Source organism: Rhodococcus sp. FW305-130 (assembly GCF_058788335.1).
The window spans coordinates 385498-403724 of sequence record NZ_JBYTAP010000002.1; the positions used below are offsets into that span (position 1 = coordinate 385498).

The 18227-nt window shown below is 63.0% G+C and carries 18 protein-coding genes and 1 other RNA gene; 12 read left to right on the forward strand and 7 right to left on the reverse strand.

Annotated features, from left to right (window positions below; translation table 11 throughout):
* Positions 1-17 precede the first annotated feature (17 nt).
* The gene (locus AC3WQS_RS07925; RefSeq protein ID WP_029255064.1) at positions 18-1466 is read right to left on the reverse strand and encodes an acyl-CoA dehydrogenase family protein; all 1449 of its coding nucleotides are present in this window, start codon (positions 1464-1466) and stop codon (positions 18-20) included.
* A gap of 142 nt (positions 1467-1608) precedes the next feature.
* Here AC3WQS_RS07925 and AC3WQS_RS07930 point away from each other — a divergent pair, with 142 nt between their 5' ends.
* A complete protein-coding gene (locus AC3WQS_RS07930) occupies positions 1609-2715 on the forward strand; it encodes a sensor histidine kinase (protein WP_046378357.1) in 1107 nt (368 codons plus the stop codon).
* Positions 2712-3350 (forward strand): response regulator, encoded by a 639-nt coding sequence (locus AC3WQS_RS07935; RefSeq protein ID WP_046378358.1) that lies wholly within the window; start codon positions 2712-2714, stop codon positions 3348-3350. Before AC3WQS_RS07930 ends, AC3WQS_RS07935 begins: the two co-directional genes overlap by 4 nt.
* Here the strand turns inward: AC3WQS_RS07935 and AC3WQS_RS07940 are convergent.
* The 3 genes from AC3WQS_RS07940 to AC3WQS_RS07950 all read right to left on the reverse strand — a co-directional run bounded on the left by AC3WQS_RS07940 (position 3344) and on the right by AC3WQS_RS07950 (position 6310).
* Positions 3344-4876, reverse strand: coding sequence for a multicopper oxidase family protein (locus AC3WQS_RS07940; protein ID WP_492712696.1), 1533 nt, complete (start codon positions 4874-4876; stop codon positions 3344-3346). The two genes, AC3WQS_RS07935 and AC3WQS_RS07940, sit on opposite strands and share 7 nt — an antisense overlap.
* Before the next feature lie 137 nt (positions 4877-5013).
* Entirely contained in the window at positions 5014-5796 is a 783-nt protein-coding gene (gene hisN / locus AC3WQS_RS07945) for a histidinol-phosphatase (protein WP_019747847.1), read from the reverse strand.
* Between the two features lie 19 nt (positions 5797-5815).
* Complete coding sequence (locus AC3WQS_RS07950; RefSeq protein ID WP_019747848.1) at positions 5816-6310, reverse strand: beta-class carbonic anhydrase; 495 nt, start codon at positions 6308-6310, stop codon at positions 5816-5818.
* 133 nt (positions 6311-6443) lie between these two features.
* Here AC3WQS_RS07950 and prfB point away from each other — a divergent pair, with 133 nt between their 5' ends.
* From prfB to AC3WQS_RS07985, 7 genes are all read left to right on the forward strand, one after another.
* Positions 6444-7550: a peptide chain release factor 2 gene (gene prfB, locus AC3WQS_RS07955; RefSeq protein ID WP_003942364.1), complete on the forward strand. Its 1107-nt coding sequence runs from the start codon at positions 6444-6446 to the stop codon at positions 7548-7550.
* Positions 7551-7572: 22 nt separating this feature from the next.
* Positions 7573-8457, forward strand: a complete 885-nt coding sequence (locus AC3WQS_RS07960) for a mechanosensitive ion channel family protein (RefSeq protein ID WP_019747849.1) — start codon at positions 7573-7575, stop codon at positions 8455-8457.
* Positions 8454-8936 carry an Rv3103c transmembrane domain-containing protein gene (locus AC3WQS_RS07965; protein ID WP_046378360.1) on the forward strand — a complete coding sequence of 161 codons (483 nt, stop codon included), beginning with the start codon at positions 8454-8456 and terminating at the stop codon, positions 8934-8936. Before AC3WQS_RS07960 ends, AC3WQS_RS07965 begins: the two co-directional genes overlap by 4 nt.
* Before the next feature lie 71 nt (positions 8937-9007).
* Positions 9008-9688, forward strand: coding sequence for a cell division ATP-binding protein FtsE (gene ftsE / locus AC3WQS_RS07970; protein WP_020969258.1), 681 nt, complete (start codon positions 9008-9010; stop codon positions 9686-9688).
* An 81-nt stretch (positions 9689-9769) separates the two neighbouring features.
* On the forward strand, positions 9770-10675 hold the full coding sequence (ftsX, locus tag AC3WQS_RS07975; protein ID WP_003942367.1) for a permease-like cell division protein FtsX: 906 nt from the start codon (positions 9770-9772) through the stop codon (positions 10673-10675).
* 76 nt (positions 10676-10751) lie between these two features.
* A complete protein-coding gene (gene smpB, locus AC3WQS_RS07980; RefSeq protein ID WP_003942330.1) occupies positions 10752-11225 on the forward strand; it encodes an SsrA-binding protein SmpB in 474 nt (157 codons plus the stop codon).
* The gene (locus AC3WQS_RS07985) at positions 11222-12091 is read left to right on the forward strand and encodes an EamA family transporter (RefSeq protein WP_483407283.1); all 870 of its coding nucleotides are present in this window, start codon (positions 11222-11224) and stop codon (positions 12089-12091) included. The genes smpB and AC3WQS_RS07985 overlap by 4 nt, the downstream gene beginning before the upstream one ends.
* Before the next feature lie 36 nt (positions 12092-12127).
* Here AC3WQS_RS07985 and AC3WQS_RS07990 read toward each other — a convergent pair whose 3' ends face one another.
* Complete coding sequence (locus AC3WQS_RS07990) at positions 12128-12712, reverse strand: helix-turn-helix domain-containing protein (protein WP_007731290.1); 585 nt, start codon at positions 12710-12712, stop codon at positions 12128-12130.
* Positions 12713-12777: 65 nt separating this feature from the next.
* Between AC3WQS_RS07990 and AC3WQS_RS07995 the strand changes: the two genes are divergently transcribed.
* From AC3WQS_RS07995 to ssrA, 3 genes are all read left to right on the forward strand, one after another.
* Positions 12778-13725 (forward strand): NAD(P)/FAD-dependent oxidoreductase, encoded by a 948-nt coding sequence (locus AC3WQS_RS07995; RefSeq protein ID WP_492712697.1) that lies wholly within the window; start codon positions 12778-12780, stop codon positions 13723-13725.
* Positions 13726-13745: 20 nt separating this feature from the next.
* Positions 13746-15284 (forward strand): SDR family oxidoreductase, encoded by a 1539-nt coding sequence (locus AC3WQS_RS08000; RefSeq protein WP_020969261.1) that lies wholly within the window; start codon positions 13746-13748, stop codon positions 15282-15284.
* 66 nt (positions 15285-15350) lie between these two features.
* Positions 15351-15721, forward strand: a transfer-messenger RNA (tmRNA) gene (ssrA, locus tag AC3WQS_RS08005).
* Between the two features lie 89 nt (positions 15722-15810).
* Here the strand turns inward: ssrA and AC3WQS_RS08010 are convergent.
* Together AC3WQS_RS08010 and AC3WQS_RS08015 are read right to left on the reverse strand one after the other, a co-directional pair.
* Positions 15811-16791, reverse strand: a complete 981-nt coding sequence (locus tag AC3WQS_RS08010; protein ID WP_492712698.1) for an alkaline phosphatase family protein — start codon at positions 16789-16791, stop codon at positions 15811-15813.
* Between the two features lie 101 nt (positions 16792-16892).
* Positions 16893-18176 (reverse strand): HNH endonuclease signature motif containing protein, encoded by a 1284-nt coding sequence (locus AC3WQS_RS08015; protein WP_256063505.1) that lies wholly within the window; start codon positions 18174-18176, stop codon positions 16893-16895.
* Between the last annotated feature and the right edge of the window lie 51 nt (positions 18177-18227).

Consider the following 18227-nt stretch of genomic DNA (forward strand, 5'->3'; position numbering starts at 1 on the left):
CTGGAAGTTCAGCGGCGTCAGATGAGGACGATGCCCTCGGCAACGCCGATGGCACGGAGGTCGCGGTACCAGCGCTCGACCGGGTGTTCCTTGGTGAACCCGTGTCCACCGAGGAGTTGTACACCGTCGAGGCCGATCTGCATGCCCTTCTCGGAAGCCAGCTTCCGGGCCAGAGCGGATTCGCGAGCGAAGGACAAGCCTTGCTCGGCGCGTGAAGCGCCGCGAAGCGTGACCAGACGCAGTCCGTCGAGTTCGATGCCGATGTTGGCGACCATGAAGGCAACCGCCTGGCGGTGGCTGATCGGCTCGCCGAACGCTTCGCGCTCGTTGACGTACGGAATCACGTAGTCGAGAACTGCCTGGCTGGTGCCGACGGCCATGGACGCCCAACCGAGGCGAGCCAGGCGAATCGCGTCGGCGTATTCGGCCTTACGCTGCTCGGCGTCACCGTCGCCGAGCAGTGCGGACTCCGACACAGCGACGTCGGTGAGGATCAGGCGACCCAGGCCGGCGGCGCGCAGACCCATGCTGGGATCTGCTTCGACGACGAGTCCCTTGGTGTCGGATTCGACGATGAAGAAGGACGGCTTGCCGTCGAGTTCCGCGGCGATGACGAAGAGTTCGGACGTAGCCGCGGCGGGCACCAAGCTCTTGACGCCGTTGAGCTTGTAGCCGCTGGGGGAGCGCACTGCCTTGGTCTGCAGGGCAAACGGATCGAACAGTGCGCGTGGTTCGTTGACCACCACTGCTGCGCCGGGGACCTGCTCGCCGGTGAAGGCCGGAAGGTAGGTCTTCTGCTGCGCGTCGGTGCCCCACTGCGTCAGTGCAACTGCAACACCGCTCGGTGCGAGGATCGGAAGTGCAAGTCCCATGTCTCCGTGCGCAAGTGCCTCGGCAACAAGAGAATTGGTGACTGCGCCGCGATCGGCGGCTGCTCCGTCGAGTTCTTCGGGAACGTTGATCAGCGTGATACCGAGCTCGGCCGCGCGCTTGGAGAGATCGGCGGGGGCCTGAGCTGCGCCGTCGGCGTCGTAGGCCGCGGGACGCAGGATTTCGGCCGCGAACTCACGCACCGTCTCGACGATCATCTTCTGGTCGTCGTCCGGGGTGAGATCGAAGTAGTCGGCGTTCTTGCTCGGGTTGTCGGGCAGGCGCTTGGGTGCACCGTTGCCCGAAACCTTCTGGAATCCTCGAGTGGCGGCACCCAGGGTTTTGAAGCCCGTCTTGGTGCCCTCGTAGGTCACGCGATCGATGGTCTGACGCAGATTGAACTTCTCGGCCAGTTCCGAACCGGTGATCTTGGTAAGCACACGCATGGCTGCGCCCATGGCGTCGCGTTTGATCGGGTTCAGGCCGACGGCGGACGTGTCGCGGGGCGCACCCTTGGCGCCGCCGCGCTGCGCGCCCGATTCGCTGCGCTGAGCGCTCTTGTCGGGGGCAACACTGTCTTGCTTGGTCATGATCACCAGCTGTTTCTCGGTGTTGGGGCGTTGGACGATTTTTATCTTACTCATCAGTAAGGTCTGTTGTCGAGAAACCGCGAAATGATGCGCGTCATAGGCTCGAGGGGTGAGCCGGACAGAGGTGCCAGATCGGATACAGCGATATATGCGCTACGCGCCGTTGGTGGTGGTCCCGTGCCTGTTGATCGCCAGCACGTATCCGGGGGAGTATCGAGTTCCCGTCACCTACTGGATACTGTCGATGCTGTCGGCGCTCGCCTTCGTCGCCGGCCGTCGATGGCCGGTCTTCGCGTCCCTGGCCATCTCGGCGCTCGCCGTTCCGATGTTCGTCGCCGACGCCTGGGGGCTGTCCGAACTTGTTCCGTATCTCGGGGCTGTCGCCGTCGTCGACGTCACGATGCGGGCCGAGCGCAGAGAAATGGTTGCCGTATCGGCAGCAGGATGGTGCGGTTCGGTGCTCGCGGGGATCTGGTTCGAATCTCACGAAGCATTCTTCTCGGTCACCACGGCTGTGAAAGTGCTTGCGTACGTGGGGTTGCCACTGCTGCTCGGACTGTATCTGCGCTCGCAGCGTGAATTGGCCGCGAACAATCTTGCGCAGACCCGCGCTGCGGAGCGCAGTGCGCTCGCCCGCGAACTGCACGACCTGGTTGCACACCACATGGCATCGATCGTCCTGAGAATCGGCGTGGCTCAACATGTCTTGGCGCCCCAGGATGAGGCCGTGCGTGAGGTCCTCGCGGATGTGCGTGCGACGGCGTCGGATGCGTTGGCCGATATCCGTCGGCTTCTGGTCGCACTTCGTGATCCTTCGCTCGGTGAGGTCGCTCTGGTCGAGCCGGATGCCGTCGACGCGGAAATCGGGGCGGCGATAGATCGTGTGCGTGCGGCGGGTTTCGAGGTGCAGTCGGTCTTCGACACGCAGGGGAATGCCGAGTCAGGCGCAGCCGATCTCGATGCGATCGGCAGGCTGACGCTGTTGCGGGTGATTCAGGAATCACTGACCAACGTCATGAAGCATGGCGACAAAAAGGGGCTGGTATCGGTCTCGGTCGGTCGCGATGACAACCGGGTCCATGTCAGGGTTGTCAACGACGTCGAGGGATCGCCCCGGAATGCAGGTCATGGCCTGGTGGGAATGCAGGAGCGCGCGGAGTTGGTCGGCGGCGAGATGACCGCCGGCACGAACAGTGACGGGAAATGGGAAGTGCACGTGAGTATTCCACTGGTTGTCTCGGGCGGTGTCTCGTGATCAGCGTGCTGATCGTCGACGACCAGCGACTGGTGCGCGCCGGTTTGCGGATGCTGTGCGCGGCAGCCGAGGACATGGCCGTTGCCGGTGAGGCGTCGAACGGCGTCGAGGCGGTGGCACTCGCTGCCGAATTGGACCCCGACGTGATTCTGATGGACTTGAGAATGCCCGGGCTGGACGGGATCGGTGCCACGCAGCAGATCGTCAAGGCCGGTCGTCGAGCGCGCATTCTCGTGTTGACCACCTTCGACGACGACGATCATCTGTATCCCGCACTCGCCGCGGGGGCTTCGGGGTTCTTCGTCAAGGACACCGAACCCGCCGAGCTGCTCGGCGCCATTCGGCGGATCGCCGAGGGCGAGATGGTGTTCACTCCGGAACTTCTCCGCCGCGTTGTGGATCGCGCGGTGATCGGTGGTGTCGCAGACACTGCGGTGACAGAGAGGGTTCCGCTGACCGATCGCGAATCGCAGGTCCTCGCACTGGTGGCAGAAGGGAAGAGCAATCAGGAGATCGCGGACACGCTGCATCTGGGTGTGACCACGGTGAAGACGCACGTGGCGAACCTGATGTCGAAGACCGGTTGCGACAATCGGGTTCGCCTCGCTGTGTACTACTTGCAGAACTTTCAGTGACCGGAGTGCGAACCGGGCATCGGCATGTCCATCGGCATGTCCATCTGCATCGGAGCCGCCTTCTGTCCCGGTTCGAGGACGAGGAATTGGCCCATCATCCCTTGGTCCTCGTGCATCAGCAGGTGGCAGTGGAACATGTACGGGAACGTGGGATCGGTGTACTCGGACCACTGCAGTGCGACGCGAACCCTGCTGCCCGGCGGTGTGTAGACGGTGTCCTTGAGTCCGCGCAAGTGCGGCGGGGGAGTGCGACCGTCGACGTCGAGGATCTGGAACTGTACGTCGTGGACATGGAAATTGTGTGGCCAGTTGTCCTTGTTGGTGATCGTCCACACCTCGATCGCGCCGACCTCGGCCTCGAAGTCGATGCGGTTCATGTCCATTCGTTGCCCGTTGATCATGTACCACTGCAGATCGAAGGTTCGGGAAACGCTTGCCTTCGACGGATCGAGACGCGGCAGTACGGCCAACTGCGCCGGGAGAGTCGACCGTGACGCACGGCTGGCAACCCCCCGCAGCTCGATGATGTCGAAGCGGTCGTTCATGCCGAAGTTCTCGGCGTCGGAGGAACTCACGCCACCGCCGTCCTCGATCGGGAACGACACCAGTGTGGTCGTCGCACCGGGGTCGACGCGAACCACGATCTCGGCTCGTTCGCCGGGGCTGAGCTGAATCCGCTTGATCGCAATCGGTGATTCGAGCAGTCCGCCGTCGGTGGCAATCAGATCGAACGTGCGGTCGTCGGGGAACCCCAGGTTGTAGAGACGGCCGGAAGAGCCGTTCAGGATGCGCAACCGGACGACTCCGGTGGTGACGTCGAGGTAGGCGTCGGAGATGCCGTTGGTGACGATCGTGTCGCCGAGCAGGCCGATGTCGGTCGGATCTGATTCGTCGAAGCTGCCGTCGGCGAGGAATCGACGATCCTGGATTATCAGCGGAACATCGTCGACACCATAGGTTTTGGGGATGTCCAACGCCCGGGTGTCGGCTTCGTCGATCAGGAACAGTCCGGCAAGACCGCGCTGCACGTGCCGTTCGGTGGATCCGTGCGGGTGTGGGTGATACCAGAGCGTCGACGCCGGCTGACCGATCGTCCACGCCGGTTCCCAGCGTCCGCCGGCTTCGATGGTCTGGTGCGGGCCACCGTCGTATCTGGCGGGCAGATGCATGCCGTGCCAATGGACGGTCGTGGGCTCTGCCAGTGTGTTGTCGATCGTGAATGCGACAGATTCTCCGCGTTCGGCGCGGACGGTGGGCCCCAGAATGGATCCGTTGAAACCCCAAGTGTCGGTGAGTTTTCCCGCGACGATCTCGGTGGTCCCGGCACCGGCACGAAGTGTGAAGTGGCGAACACCTGCGTCGTCGACGGTGGATTCGGCAAGCGGCGGAATCGGTAGCGGACGCGAAGTTCCGGCCTCCGCCAACGTGGCGCTCTTCGCTGCCGGGTCGGCGCCGCAGCCCACCGCGAGCCCGAGGGGCGCTGCGGCCAGACCGAACAGAATCGTGCGCCTGGAAATCCGGTTCATCGTTCTCCTGGAAGTAGTGCGTGATCAACTACTTCCAGTCAACGGGCCGAGATGTCGTGCCGAATCCTGCCGACGGGCCTGTCGGAACTCCTCCCTCGGACCCTTGCGGCGGGTGGGATGTTCTGGTATCCGGGTGGTTACCGCAGGCGGGCTAGAACGTCTTCGTGCAGCAGTCCGTTGGTGGCGACCGCGCTGCCGCCGTGCGGACCTGCGCCGCCGTCCAGATCGGTGAACGCGCCGCCGGCCTCACGGACCAATACGTCGAGCGCTGCCAGATCCCACAGGGAAACCTCGGGTTCGGCAGCAATGTCGACGGCGCCTTCGGCCACTAGGCAGTAGGAGAAGAAGTCCCCGTAACCGCGCACGCGCCATACGTGGTCGGTGAGTTCGACGAACTGATCGCGAATTCCGCGGTCCTTCCACCCCGAGAGGCTCGAGAAGCTCAGGCTCGCTGACTCGCTGCGATCGACGGCGGATACCTGGATCGCCCGCGCATCACTGTCCCCGAAGGACGTATGTGCGCCCAAACCTGTTGCAGCCCACCATCGCCGATTCAGGGCGGGTGCGCTCACGACGCCGATAACGGGGACGCCGTCCTCGAGCAAGCTGATCAGCGTGGCCCACACCGGTACGTTGCGGACGAAGTTCTTGGTCCCGTCGATGGGGTCGACCACCCACTGCCTGCCCTCGAAGACTGCGTCGCCGCCGAATTCTTCGCCCAGTACGGAATCCTCCGGTCGGTGCTCACCGAGTGTCGCGCGCACTGCACGCTCGACAGCGAGGTCGGCGTCCGAGACAGGGGTGAGGTCCGGCTTGTCGTCGACTCGAAGATCGAGCGCACCGAAGCGGGCGCGAGTGATCGCGTCAGCCTCGTCGGCGATACGGAGGGCTAGTGCGAGGTCGGATGCGCGATCGGTCACGGGTACACAACCTACCGGCTCAAACGGGGAGGACTTCGTTCAGCTTTCCGGTGGCGACGTCGAAGACGAATCCGCGTAGGGAGGTCGTCGCGGTGACGAACGGACTGTTCTCGATGCGCTTCAACGACTGACGGACGTCCTCGTCGATGTCGGGGAACGATTCGGCAGCCCAGTTTGGTTTGATGCCGATCTCGTCCTGGATGGATCGCTTGAAGTCGTCGTCGGTGAACGTCAGCATTCCGCAGTCGGTGTGGTGGATGAGGATGATCTCGGTAGTTCCCAGCAGACGCTGGCTGATGGCGAGGGATCGGATCTCGTCGTCGGTGACGACTCCACCCGCATTGCGGATGACGTGCGATTCACCTTCCTGGATCCCCAGCACCCGATAGACGTCGATGCGGGCGTCCATGCAGGCGAGAACGGCAACGTGCTTGCTGGGTGGGAGGGGGAGCGGACCGGTGAACTGCTCGGCATAGGCGGCGTTGTTCTGCAGGTATTCGTCGGTGACAGTCATCACTCCAGTAGGTTCCCTCGGACCCTGGTTGGCAAGGCTTCCAGTCGCGGTGATCCCAATAGGTGACGCACGGGGGAGCGGACAGGGTGACGCACAGCAGAGCCCAGGTCGGCACCCGGTAGCCTTGAGAACCGTGCATCCCGACGTAATTGCAGACCTGAACGCCCTCGACACCACCCTTCGCACCTGCGAATCGGTTGTGGACGTCGAGGAGCTGCGCCGACGCATCGACGAGCTCGAGCACCAGGCGGCCGACCCCGGTCTGTGGAACGACCAGGAACACGCCCAGCAGGTCACCAGCCAGCTCTCCCACGCCCAGGCGGAGCTTCGCCGCATCGTTGCACTGCGCGAGCGGCTCGACGAGATGCCGATCCTCTACGAACTGGCAGAAGACGAAGGCCCCGACGCGGTGGCCGATGCCGACGCCGAGCGAGCGAGCCTGCGTGACGACATCGCGGCGATGGAAGTCAAGACCATGCTGTCGGGCGAGTACGACGAGCGCGACGCACTCATCAACATCCGCTCCGGCGCCGGCGGTATCGACGCCGCAGACTGGGCCGAGATGCTCATGCGTATGTACATCCGCTGGGCGGAGAAGCACGACTACGGCGTCGAGGTCTACGACACGTCGTACGCCGAAGAAGCCGGACTCAAGAGCGCGACGTTCGCGATCAAGGGCCCGTACACCTACGGAACGCTGTCCGTCGAGATGGGCACCCACCGGCTCGTCCGAATCAGCCCGTTCGACAACCAGGGGCGTCGCCAGACGTCGTTCGCCGAGGTCGAGGTCCTGCCGGTCGTCGAGACGACCGACCACATCGAGATCAACGAGAACGACATCCGCGTCGACGTCTACCGCTCGTCCGGTCCGGGTGGCCAGTCCGTGAACACCACTGACTCCGCCGTTCGACTCACACACATCCCGACGGGAATCGTCGTCACCTGTCAGAACGAGAAGTCGCAGCTCCAGAACAAGGTGTCGGCGATGCGCGTCCTGCAGGCCAAGCTGCTCGCGGTCAAGCGTCAGGAAGAGCGCGCCGAGATGGATGCGCTCAAGGGCGACAGCGGCAGCTCGTGGGGCAACCAGATGCGTTCCTACGTTCTGCATCCGTACCAGATGGTCAAGGACCTGCGTACCGAGTACGAGGTCAACAACCCGTCGGCAGTGCTCGACGGCGACATCGACGGGTTCCTCGAGGCCGGCATCCGCTGGCGCATGAGCGAGAACCAGTCCGCATAGCGTTCGGATACCGAAAGGCACGATGACTTTACTTCGACCTGGGCAGAACCTGCTCGATTGGCTTCAAACCACCGGTTTGTCCGTCCTCATGACCGTGCTCGGCGCGATGATTCTCGCCCGGTTGGTCAGTTGGGGCGGCAACAAGGTCACCGACCAGATCGACTCCAACTATCAGTTGGGCGATGCGCTGGTTCGCTCCGAGGCGACCAAGCATCGCCACTCGGTCGCGCAGGTCATCACCTGGGTGGTCATCACGTTCATCTACGTGATCGCGACGCTGAAGGTTCTCGACCAACTGAATTTGCCGATCGGCAGTCTCGTGGCGCCGGCAACTGTTCTCGGTGCGGCGCTCGGTTTCGGTGCACAGCGCGTCGTGCAGGACATTCTTGCCGGTTTCTTCATCATCACCGAACGCCAGTACGGCTTCGGTGACACCGTGCGACTTGCGATCACCGGCTCCTCCGACGACGCCGAAGGTGTCATCGAGGACGTGACCCTGCGCGTGACGCGGATGCGAAACTCCGACGGCGAGGTCATCACCGTTCCCAACGGCCAGATCGTGAAAGCGACCAACCTGTCCAAGGACTGGGCACGCGCCGTCATCGACGTTCCGGTTCCGGCGACTGCCGACCTCACCCGGGTCAACGAGGTACTTCGTCAGGTCGGAGTCGACGCGATGGCTGACCGTGGACTCAAGAAACTGCTGCTCGACGAGCCCACTGTCATGGGCGTCGAAAGCCTCGAGGTCGATCAGGTCAACGTGCGGATGGTTGCGCGCACGCTGCCTGGCAAACAATTCCAGGTCGGGCGAGCACTTCGTGTCCGCGTCGCCGCAGCACTGCGACGTCAGGGGATCACGGTGTCACCGGATCTGCACACCGCACGGACCGAGGAGGCGAGCGAATGACCGATCAGGAACCGCGCCGCGGACTCGACCGCCTGATTCACCTGGACTGGCTTCCGTCACGGATCTTCGGTGGCCGGATGCGCACCTCGACGTTCATTCTCGTGGTCGCCTGGATCCTCACGTATCTGCTGCACACGTACCTCAATCCGGAGGAAACGGCAGCAACTCCGCCGCCCAGCGTCGACACGTCCGTCACCGAGCCGTACATCGCTCCATCGGTCAAACCTTCGACGACGACCCCCGTGCCGTCCTCGACCGAGCAGACGACCACCTCCGAGGCTCCGTCCTCGGAATCGAGTACGGGCAGCTCCGGTTCTCCGACGCCGACTTCTGGTCCTGCGCCTGCTCCGGGAAACGCCGAACAGTCCGCGACCACGGTGCCGACGACTCCTGCGACGACGACCGTCCCGCAACCTGGTGCGGCAATGCAGGCACCGACGTCGGTGCCACAGTCACCTGCGACCACCGGTACCGGATAAGGACGAGGGTGCTCGCGCGTGGCGCCAAGGTCACCGTTAGATAACGGCTAGACTGGCTAGTTGTGATCAGCATGAAGAATGTGTCGAAGTCCTACAAGGCCTCCACCAGGCCGGCGCTCGACAAAGTCAGCGTGGAGGTGGAGAAGGGGGAGTTCGTCTTCCTCATCGGCCCCTCCGGCTCCGGCAAGTCGACGTTCATGCGGTTGCTGCTCAAGATGGAGTCGCCCACGTCCGGTGACATCGAGGTCGCGGATTTCCACGTCAACAAGTTGGCGGCCCGCCGCGTGCCGAAGCTTCGCCAGAGCATGGGCTGTGTTTTCCAGGACTTCCGCTTGCTTCAGCAGAAGACGGTGTCCGAGAACGTCGCCTTTGCGTTGGAAGTCATCGGCAAGCCCCGCAACGTCATCGCGCGCACTGTGCCCGAGGTCCTCGACATGGTCGGTCTGGCCGGCAAAGCCGATCGACTGCCCACCGAACTCTCCGGCGGTGAGCAGCAGCGCGTCGCCATCGCCCGCGCATTCGTGAACCGCCCGCTCGTGCTGCTCGCCGACGAGCCCACCGGCAACCTGGACCCCGAAACGAGCCAGGACATCATGCTGCTGCTCGAGCGGATCAACCGCACAGGCACCACCGTCGTGATGGCGACCCACGATCACCACATCGTCGACTCCATGCGTCGACGCGTCATCGAACTCGATCTCGGCAAGGTGACCAGAGACGAAGCGCGGGGTGTGTACGGCGTCGGCAGGTAGCGCCGACTACGACCACACGTCCCGTACGCCCACCGGTTGTCGTGAAACAACCGGCCTCTCGAAAAGGAATCGGATTCCCCGATGCGCGCCAGCTTTATTTTCAGCGAAGTCCTGACCGGCCTACGCCGCAACATCACGATGACCATCGCCATGATCTTGACGACGGCAATCTCCCTCGGTCTCTTCGGCGGTGGTCTGCTGGTCGTGCAGATGGCAGGCAAGACCCAGCAGATCTTCCTCGAACGCGTCGAGGTGCAGATCTTCCTGACCGACGACATCTCTTCGGCTGATCCCGGTTGCGAGCAGGAGATCTGCAGTTCGTTGCGCAAGGAACTCGAGCAGACTCCGTCCGTCGTCGCGGTTCAGTACCTCAACCGCGAAGACGCCGTGAAGGACGCCACCGAGCGCGTGTTCAAGGACCAGCCCGAGCTGGCAGCGCTGGTGAGCCCGGACAGCTTCCCGGCGTCGTTCAAGGTCAAGCTCAGTGACCCGGAGCGGTTCGGCGTCATCAACGACACCTTCGGTTCGAGGCCCGGCGTCGAGAGTGTGCTCAATCAGCGCGAGTTGGTGGACCGACTGTTCAGCGTGCTCGGTGGAGTGCGCAACGCAGCGTTCGCGATCGCGATCGTCCAGGCGATCGCGGCCATCCTGCTGATCGCCAACATGGTCCAGATCGCCGCGTTCACGCGTCGTACCGAGGTCAACATCATGCGGTTGGTCGGCGCGACGCGGTGGTACACCCAGCTTCCGTTCCTCCTCGAAGCCGTCGTGGCGGCCTTGATCGGTGCGGTGCTCGCCATTGCCGGACTGTTCACGGCGAAGAACGTCTTCATCGACGGGGTCCTGTCCGATGTCTACGAAGCCAATATCGTGGCGCGGATCTCCAACAGTGACGTGCTGTTCGTCTCGCCGATCCTCGTGCTTGCCGGCGTCGGAATGGCCGCGGTGACGGCGTACGTGACACTGCGTCTGTACGTCCGCGAATAATCGGTTTGCACGAGCTTCTATGCTGGAACAGCAAGAACCATTCGACAGCAAGACAGCGGACTGAGAGGCCCGGACAGTGAAGGAAAAGGGCCGCAAGGTCATTGCGACCAATCGCAAAGCACGCCACAACTACACGATCATCGACACCTACGAGGCCGGTATCGCGCTAGTCGGGACCGAGGTCAAGAGTCTGCGTGAAGGCAAGGCGTCGCTCGTCGATGCGTTCGCCACCGTGGACAACGGCGAAGTGTGGTTGCGCTCGTTGCACATTCCGGAGTACACGCAAGGCACGTGGAACAACCACTCACCGCGCCGCACCCGAAAGCTCCTGCTGCACAAGCGTGAGATCGAGCACCTCGTCGGCAAGACCCGCGAGGGAAACCAGACACTGGTTCCGCTGTCGATGTACTTCAACGACGGCAAGGTCAAGGTCGAACTCGCGCTGGCAAAGGGTAAGCAGGACTACGACAAGCGCCAGGACATGGCCAAGCGGACCGCCGAGCGCGAGGTGACCCGCGAGCTCGGTCGTCGTATCAAGGGCATGCGCTGACCTCCATCCTGCTTGCCCTCGTGGCGGCAGTTGCCTACGGAGTCAGCGACTTCGTCGGGGGAGTTGCATCACGACGAGTTGCCGCACTGCGTGTGGTGATCGTCTCGTATCCGCTCTCGCTCGTCATCGTTCTGATCGCAGCACCTTTCGTATCCGGGACGCTGACGCTGAACGGTTTGATCTGGGGCGCGATCGCGGGCGTCACGAGTGGTCTGGCGGTGTGGTGGTTCTATCTCGCGCTGGCAACTGGCCCCATGTCGGTGGTCTCGCCGCTGACAGCTGTTCTGGTGGCGGGTATTCCGGTGCTCGTCGGCTTCGCTTTCGGTGAGCGGCCGGGGTTGATCGCGTACCTGGGTATTGCCGTCGCGCTGGTCGCCGTCGTCCTGGTCAGCCGCGAGTCACCTGACGACACCGCGGGTGAGGTTGCCGGCGGAATCACTCTCCGCTTCACCAGGCAAGTGGCTCTTCTGACCGTCGGAAGCGGTGGCGCCTTTGCTCTCTCGTTCATCGCACTTCACCAGATCGGCGAGGGCAGCGGGCTGTGGGCGTTGGCCGTATCTCGAGGCGCCGCGACCGTCGTGGTGTGGTTGGTCGCGCTGGCGGCCGGTCACTTCGTTCTCCCACGAGGCGAGCCACTCAAGCTCGCGGTGTACGTCAGCGTCCTCGACGTCGTCGCGAACGGGACGATGATCTACGCCTTCCAAGGCGGAATGCTCTCACTGGTCAGCGTGATCGGTTCGCTGTATCCGGCTGCGACGGTTCTGCTCGCCATGGTGATGCTGGGCGAGCGGGTAAGCCGCGTGCAACAAGCGGGAATGCTGTTGGCGCTGGCGGCGGTCGGCATGATTGCCGTCGCGGGCGCCTAGATTCTTTCGAGTTCCAGCGTTTTCAGTCCTAGTGTTTCAGCCGCGTCTGTCGGCCGGCGCTGCGCGTAGGTGAACACGCTCGCCCTGTTTCCCGAAGAGACTGATCGCCTCCGCAGGTCGGCCGTCGGCAGCGCTGATGCGGTGCGGAATGTGGGTGTCGAACTCGGCGGCCTCACCTGCCCCCATGATGAAATCTCGGTCGCCGAGTTGGAGTCGGATGCGCCCGGACAGAACGTAGACCCACTCGTAGCCCTCGTGGGATCCCGGTTCGCGATCGTCGTCGGTGGGGGAGATGATCATCTTGTAGGCCTGGAGGTTGCCGGGCTGACTGGTCAGCGGAATGACCGTCATGCATCCGACCGTTCGCGGTTCTTCTCGAACGCGGGGGTCCTTGATCTTGCTGTTCACCAGGTCGTCCAACGGGACGCCGTGTGCCTTGGCGATCGGCAGCAGCAACTCCAAGTTGGCTCGCCGAGTACCGGATTCGAGTCTCGAGAGTGTGCTGACGCTGATGTCGGTGGTCTCCGACAGGTCGGCAAGGGTCATGTCGGACTGCTGGCGCAACGCACGTAGGCGAGGGCCGATGCCGGCTAGAACGGCTTCAAACGATGTTTCGGTCATGGATCTATTTTGCCAAAGTGGCAACAGTGTTTGTCAAGAACGCGATCTCTTGTCATTCTGGATTCATGACGCAGAACTCATTCGACGTAGCAGTAATCGGAGCCGGCGCGGCGGGGCTGAACGCCGCACTCATCCTTGGTCAGGCACGCAGGTCCGTGATCGTCTTCGACAACGGATCACCACGGAACGCGGCCGCCGATCACATGAACGGATTCCTCTCCCGCGACGGCATGAACCCCGCCGAACTGTTGACCATCGGCCGAGGTGAGGTCCGCAAATTCGGCGGCGAGTTCCATGACGGCACCGTTGTCTCCGTGACACGGGACGGCGAGAAGTTCTCGGTAGAACTGGCTGACGGCAGCAAGATTCAGGTGCGCAAGGTCCTCGTTGCAACGGGTCTGACGGACCGCCTGCCGGACGAACTCGAAGTCTTCGGCGAGCGTTGGGGCCGCGACGTGTTGCACTGCCCGTACTGCCACGGGTACAGCGTGCGCGATCAGCCGCTTGGCGTGATGGCCAAGAGCGCGGAATTTGCGATGCACCAGGCCCTCATGGTTCGCCAGTGGTCCGACGACGTAGTTCTCTTCCTCCATCGAATCACCGAACTGAGTTCCGAAGATCGGGAAAAGCTTGCAGCTCGCGATATTTCGATAGTCGAGGGTGAGGTCGCTGGTCCCGTCGTCGAGGTGGATCGGTTGGTGGGCGTGCGGTTGGCCGACGGCACTGTGGTCGCGCGTTCGGCGGTCTTTGTCGGTGGCGCTCTCACGATGGACCCCAACGATGCGATCTTGCGCGCATTCGGCGCGCAGCGCGCTGAGACGATGATGGGCGATTTCGTCACAGTCGACATGATGGGGGCGACGAGCGTGCCCGGCGTGTTCGCTGCGGGCAACGTCGTCGACCCGGGTGCCCAGGTCATCATGGCCGCAGCCGCCGGGGCGAAGGCTGGAGCGGGGATCAACATGATGTTGACCAACGACGACCTCGAGGTTGCACTGGCGCTTCGCAGTTGAATTGTGCGTAGCGTGGGGTGATGGACGCAGTGAGAGTGTTGATCACGGGTGCGACCGGATACATCGGCGGACGTCTTGCCCCTCGCCTGGTCGAAGAGGGCCATCGAGTTCGAGTTGTGGTGCGCAGCCCGGAGAAACTACGCGATGTTCCCTGGCATGATTCCGTGGAGATCAAGCGTGGGGATCTGACCGACAGTGCCTCCCTCTCAGGTGTTTTCGACGATATCGACGTGGTCTACTACCTCGTTCACGCCATGGGCGGTGGAGGGTCGTTCTCGGATATCGACAAGCGAAGCGCGGAGAACGTCGCCGCCGCTGCCCGCGATGCGGGGGTGCGCCGGATCGTGTACCTGGGCGGGCTTCATCCGTCCGACCGAGAGTTGTCGACTCACTTGCAGTCTCGGCTCGAAGTCGGTCGGATCCTCCTCGACTCCGAGGTTCCGACAGTTGTATTTCAAGCTGGGGTGGTGATCGGATCGGGTTCGGCGTCCTTCGAAATGGTGCGCCACTTGACCAATCGACTTCCGGTGATGACCACACCCAAGTGGGTGCACAACAACATTCAGCCGATCGCGGTGCGTGACGTACTCCACTATTTGATCGCAGCCGCGGCGACAACGCCGGAGGTCAACCGCGCCTTCGACATCGGTGGGCCAGATGTCATGCAGTACGGCGAGATGATGAACACCTACGCCGACGTCGCAGGATTGGTACGCCGACGCATCCTCGTCTTGCCTGTCCTCACCCCGCGTCTGGCAGGTCACTGGGTGGGATTGGTCACGCCGATCCCACGGGGCTTGGCGATGCCACTGATCGAATCACTGCAGAACGACGCGGTGATGCACAACCACGACATCGACGACTTCATCCCGCCTCCGGCCGGTGGCCTTACGCCGTACCGGGAAGCTGTGCGTTTGGCGCTTCGCAAGATCGAGACCGGTGAGGTGGAAACGGCGTGGTCCGGTGCGACGATCGCGGGAGCGCCGTCCGATCCTCTTCCGTCCGACCCGGACTGGGCAGGGGAGGCAGTTTACGTAGACCACCGCGAACGTGACTGTGCTGCGGATCCGAAAACCCTCTGGTCGGTCGTCGAGTCGATCGGCGGCGAGAATGGTTGGTATTCATTCCCTTTGGCGTGGGCCATCCGGGGGTGGATGGACCGCGCGGTCGGCGGGGTCGGACTGCGCCGGGGTAGACGGGATCCACGTCGACTCAACACCGGTGAAGCCCTGGACTTCTGGCGGGTCGAAGAAATCGATCGAGGCAAGTTGCTCCGATTGCGCGCCGAGATGAAGGTCCCGGGCGGAGCATGGTTGGAGTTGCGAGTGTCGGAAGGTCCGGCGGGTGCGGATGGACGGCCGGTGGGTTCGCATCTCGATCAGCGTGCGGTCTTCTTCCCTCGCGGGCTCGCCGGCCGGGCGTACTGGTACTCGATCCTGCCTTTCCACGGAGTTGTCTTCCAGGGGATGATCACCAACATCACCGGTGCTGCAGAGCGTGAGACCGCAGCTATCAGGGAATCAGCTGCGGCGAAGGACACGGAAAGTGCCGCCGATTAATTGGTATGACTTCCGAACTTCGGCGCGTTATAGTGAATAGCCCCACGAAAGACGCGGGGTACACACGGGGCTGAACGGTTTCGACTGCGTGTGTTGAGTTAGGGGAAGCGTGTCGGTGCAGGCAAGAGACCACCGTAAGCGTCGCTGCAAACCTATAAGCGCCGATTCCAATCAGCGCGACTACGCTCTCGCTGCCTAAGTAGCGAAGCGTGTCTGTCAGCCCGGGGTTGCCCTCGACCCGGTTCCTGGCATCAGCTAGAGGGCTTTACCGTTCGGCTCGGTCACGGAGTCGAATGGGACATCAAACAGTGACTGGGATCGTCATCCTGGCTTGTTCGCGAGACTGGGAGATCCAAGTAGAGACTTAGCGAACTGCACACGGAGAAGCCCTAGCGATTCAACGTAGGACCCGGGTTCAATTCCCGGCAGCTCCACAACAGGTCGGGCCGGAGAGCACACGCTCTCCGGCCCGACCTTTTTGCTGTCTTGCTGCGGCACTCTGCTGAGCGCCCGCGACCTTTTACGATCAGGAGCCGAAGAATCCCAGGTCGACCGAGCCGACGAAGCCGGGAGCTTCCTTGGCCAGCGGCTTACCGTCCAGATCGGCAGGCAATGCAACGCCCAGGCTTTGGAGGATGGTCGGTGTGATGTCGGCGATCGTGTACGCGTCGGTGGTCTTGCCGGCCGCGTATCCCGCACCGCGTGCAATGACGAATGTCGTTGCTTCCGCCGGCGTCTGGCCACCGTGCCCTCCGGCAGGCTTGTGGCCGTGATCCGCAGTGACCAGAACCGTCCACTTCTCACCGGTCTTCGCTGCGCGTTGATCAACGGCATCGACAATCTTGCCCACCTGAGCGTCGACCGAGGCAATGGACTCTTCGTACGCAGCGCCGTTGGTGCCGCCGCTGTGCCCCGCGCCGTCCACCTGATCGAGTCGGGTGAAGATCAGGTCAGGTCCCTTGTCGGTGATGTCGCGGGCGACGGCGTCAGCGGTCGCAGCATCGGTGGCCGCTCCGGAACCTGCATCGGCAGTGGTGACGACAACGTCGGCTTTCGGCGTGCCGCTGGATGCGATGTTGTCGATGCCGCCCCAGGTGGAGATCGACTCGGTGAGCAGAGAGGGCTGTGCAGTTTCCAACCGTGTGAACACGCTCGGGTAGAGGTCGAAGCGGGCGCCTGCGTACGTGTTGTCCTTGACACCGTGCTTGGTGTCCCAGACTCCGGTCAGGATGGTCGACCACGACGGTCCGGAGATGGTGGTGTGGCCGAGGATGGAAGATTCTCCGCTGGTTCCTTCGGCGATCAGCTTCTGGAGACGGGGAGCGTCGGCGGTCTTGATGTGGCTGAGCATGGTGCCGTCGAGGCCGATGACAACTGTCTTCTCGGCGGCCGACGGATTGAGGTCCGACGATCCGGGAATTGCTGCAGCAGTTGCAGTTCCGGCAGCAACAGCGCCGGCGAGGAGGAGTGTGATAGCGGCTGAGGTGCGTGCGATTTTCTTGGTCACGCTAAAGATATTGCGATAGGACTAGACCAATTGCACTACCTGAATGCGAGGGTTGTCCGATTGTTCACGACGGATTCAGATTGGACTAGACCAATGTTTGCTCACGCGGCCCAGCCGTCGAGGATGACGCTGACCGCGTGATCGAGGTGGAGGGGCTCTCCGCTCCATGCCGGCACGATCGCGTCGTCGGGTACGTCTCCGCGCAATAGGCCATCGGCGAACCCCTCTGTTGGCGGTGCTGGGTCGATGACGTCTCCATTGGCGTAGTGGAACTCGAACTTCTGCTCGCCGAGTGCAGAGATCGTGAACTGGCCGTCGTGCAGCGCGCGGTGGCAGGTACCGCAAAGCATGATCAGATTGTCCAAGTCTGTATTGCCGCCACGTCCCCAGAATCTCACGTGATGTGCGTGCAGGAAGCGGGTCCGTCCGCATCCTGGTGTGCGGCAGCATCCGTCGCGGTAGTTCAACGCCAACATTTGTTTGGCGCTGACGACGCGAGTCCGCCGGCCCAGATTCAGAACGCATCCTTCCTTGGTCGTTCCCAGGCGAAGCTTGGCGTTGCAGAGCACTTCCTCCGCGGCATTTTGAGGCAATGCGGGTCCGCTCGGCACTCGGACGGTGTTCGCTTCGTGGAAGAACACAACTTCGTTCGCGGCGGCCTTGGACGTGCGGTCCGTGACTGCGGCGGTGGCGAGCTCTGCCATCGCGACGAGACCTGGCCCGATATTTCCGACCGGGTTCTTTGCGGCCTTCTCGTCGACGGGGCGGATGGCGGCGATTCGGGTGCGTTCACGTTCCGCCACACCTAACGCTGCGAGGATTCGGGCGCCGTCCTGCGCAGGCAGGCGTCCTTTGATGACAAATTCGCCCGAATCCGGGTCCCAATGCCAGCGGACCTGAAGACGTTCGGGCGCTTTGGTTTTGCCGGATTCGTTGTCGGTTGCTTTACGCAGACCTGCGGCGAGACGATCGATCTGGGCTGCGGGCGCCTCACATCCGAACCGAACCATCTGCTTTTCGTTGGAAGGCGTGGTGACCCGGGTGAGTGCGCGAACCTTCGAGTAGGACAGGCGGCCTTGCTCGAAGGCCTTCCGCATCTCGGGCAAAGGTCGGAGCGCTTTGGCGACGCGAACGTATTCACGGCCGGTGTGCAGGCTCATTCCGCACTTCCACGACAACCAGTGGGCGCACGAGTGAAGTCCCGGACCGGTCCATCCGCGGTCTTCGTCGAATTTCGACAGGAGGGTAAGGAATCGAGCCGTGGCCGCGGCGATCTGGCCGGCGAGGGCGCAGATTTCCGAGCCGAGCTGATCCACGTCGTCTCGGTTGGAACCCTGCGTATCTTCATCGATCAGTGCTGCGTTCTCGGTTAATGCTGCGTTCATGGTTGCCCCCCGGCTCGAGTCCGACATCATTTCGAATGTACGTTCGATGGT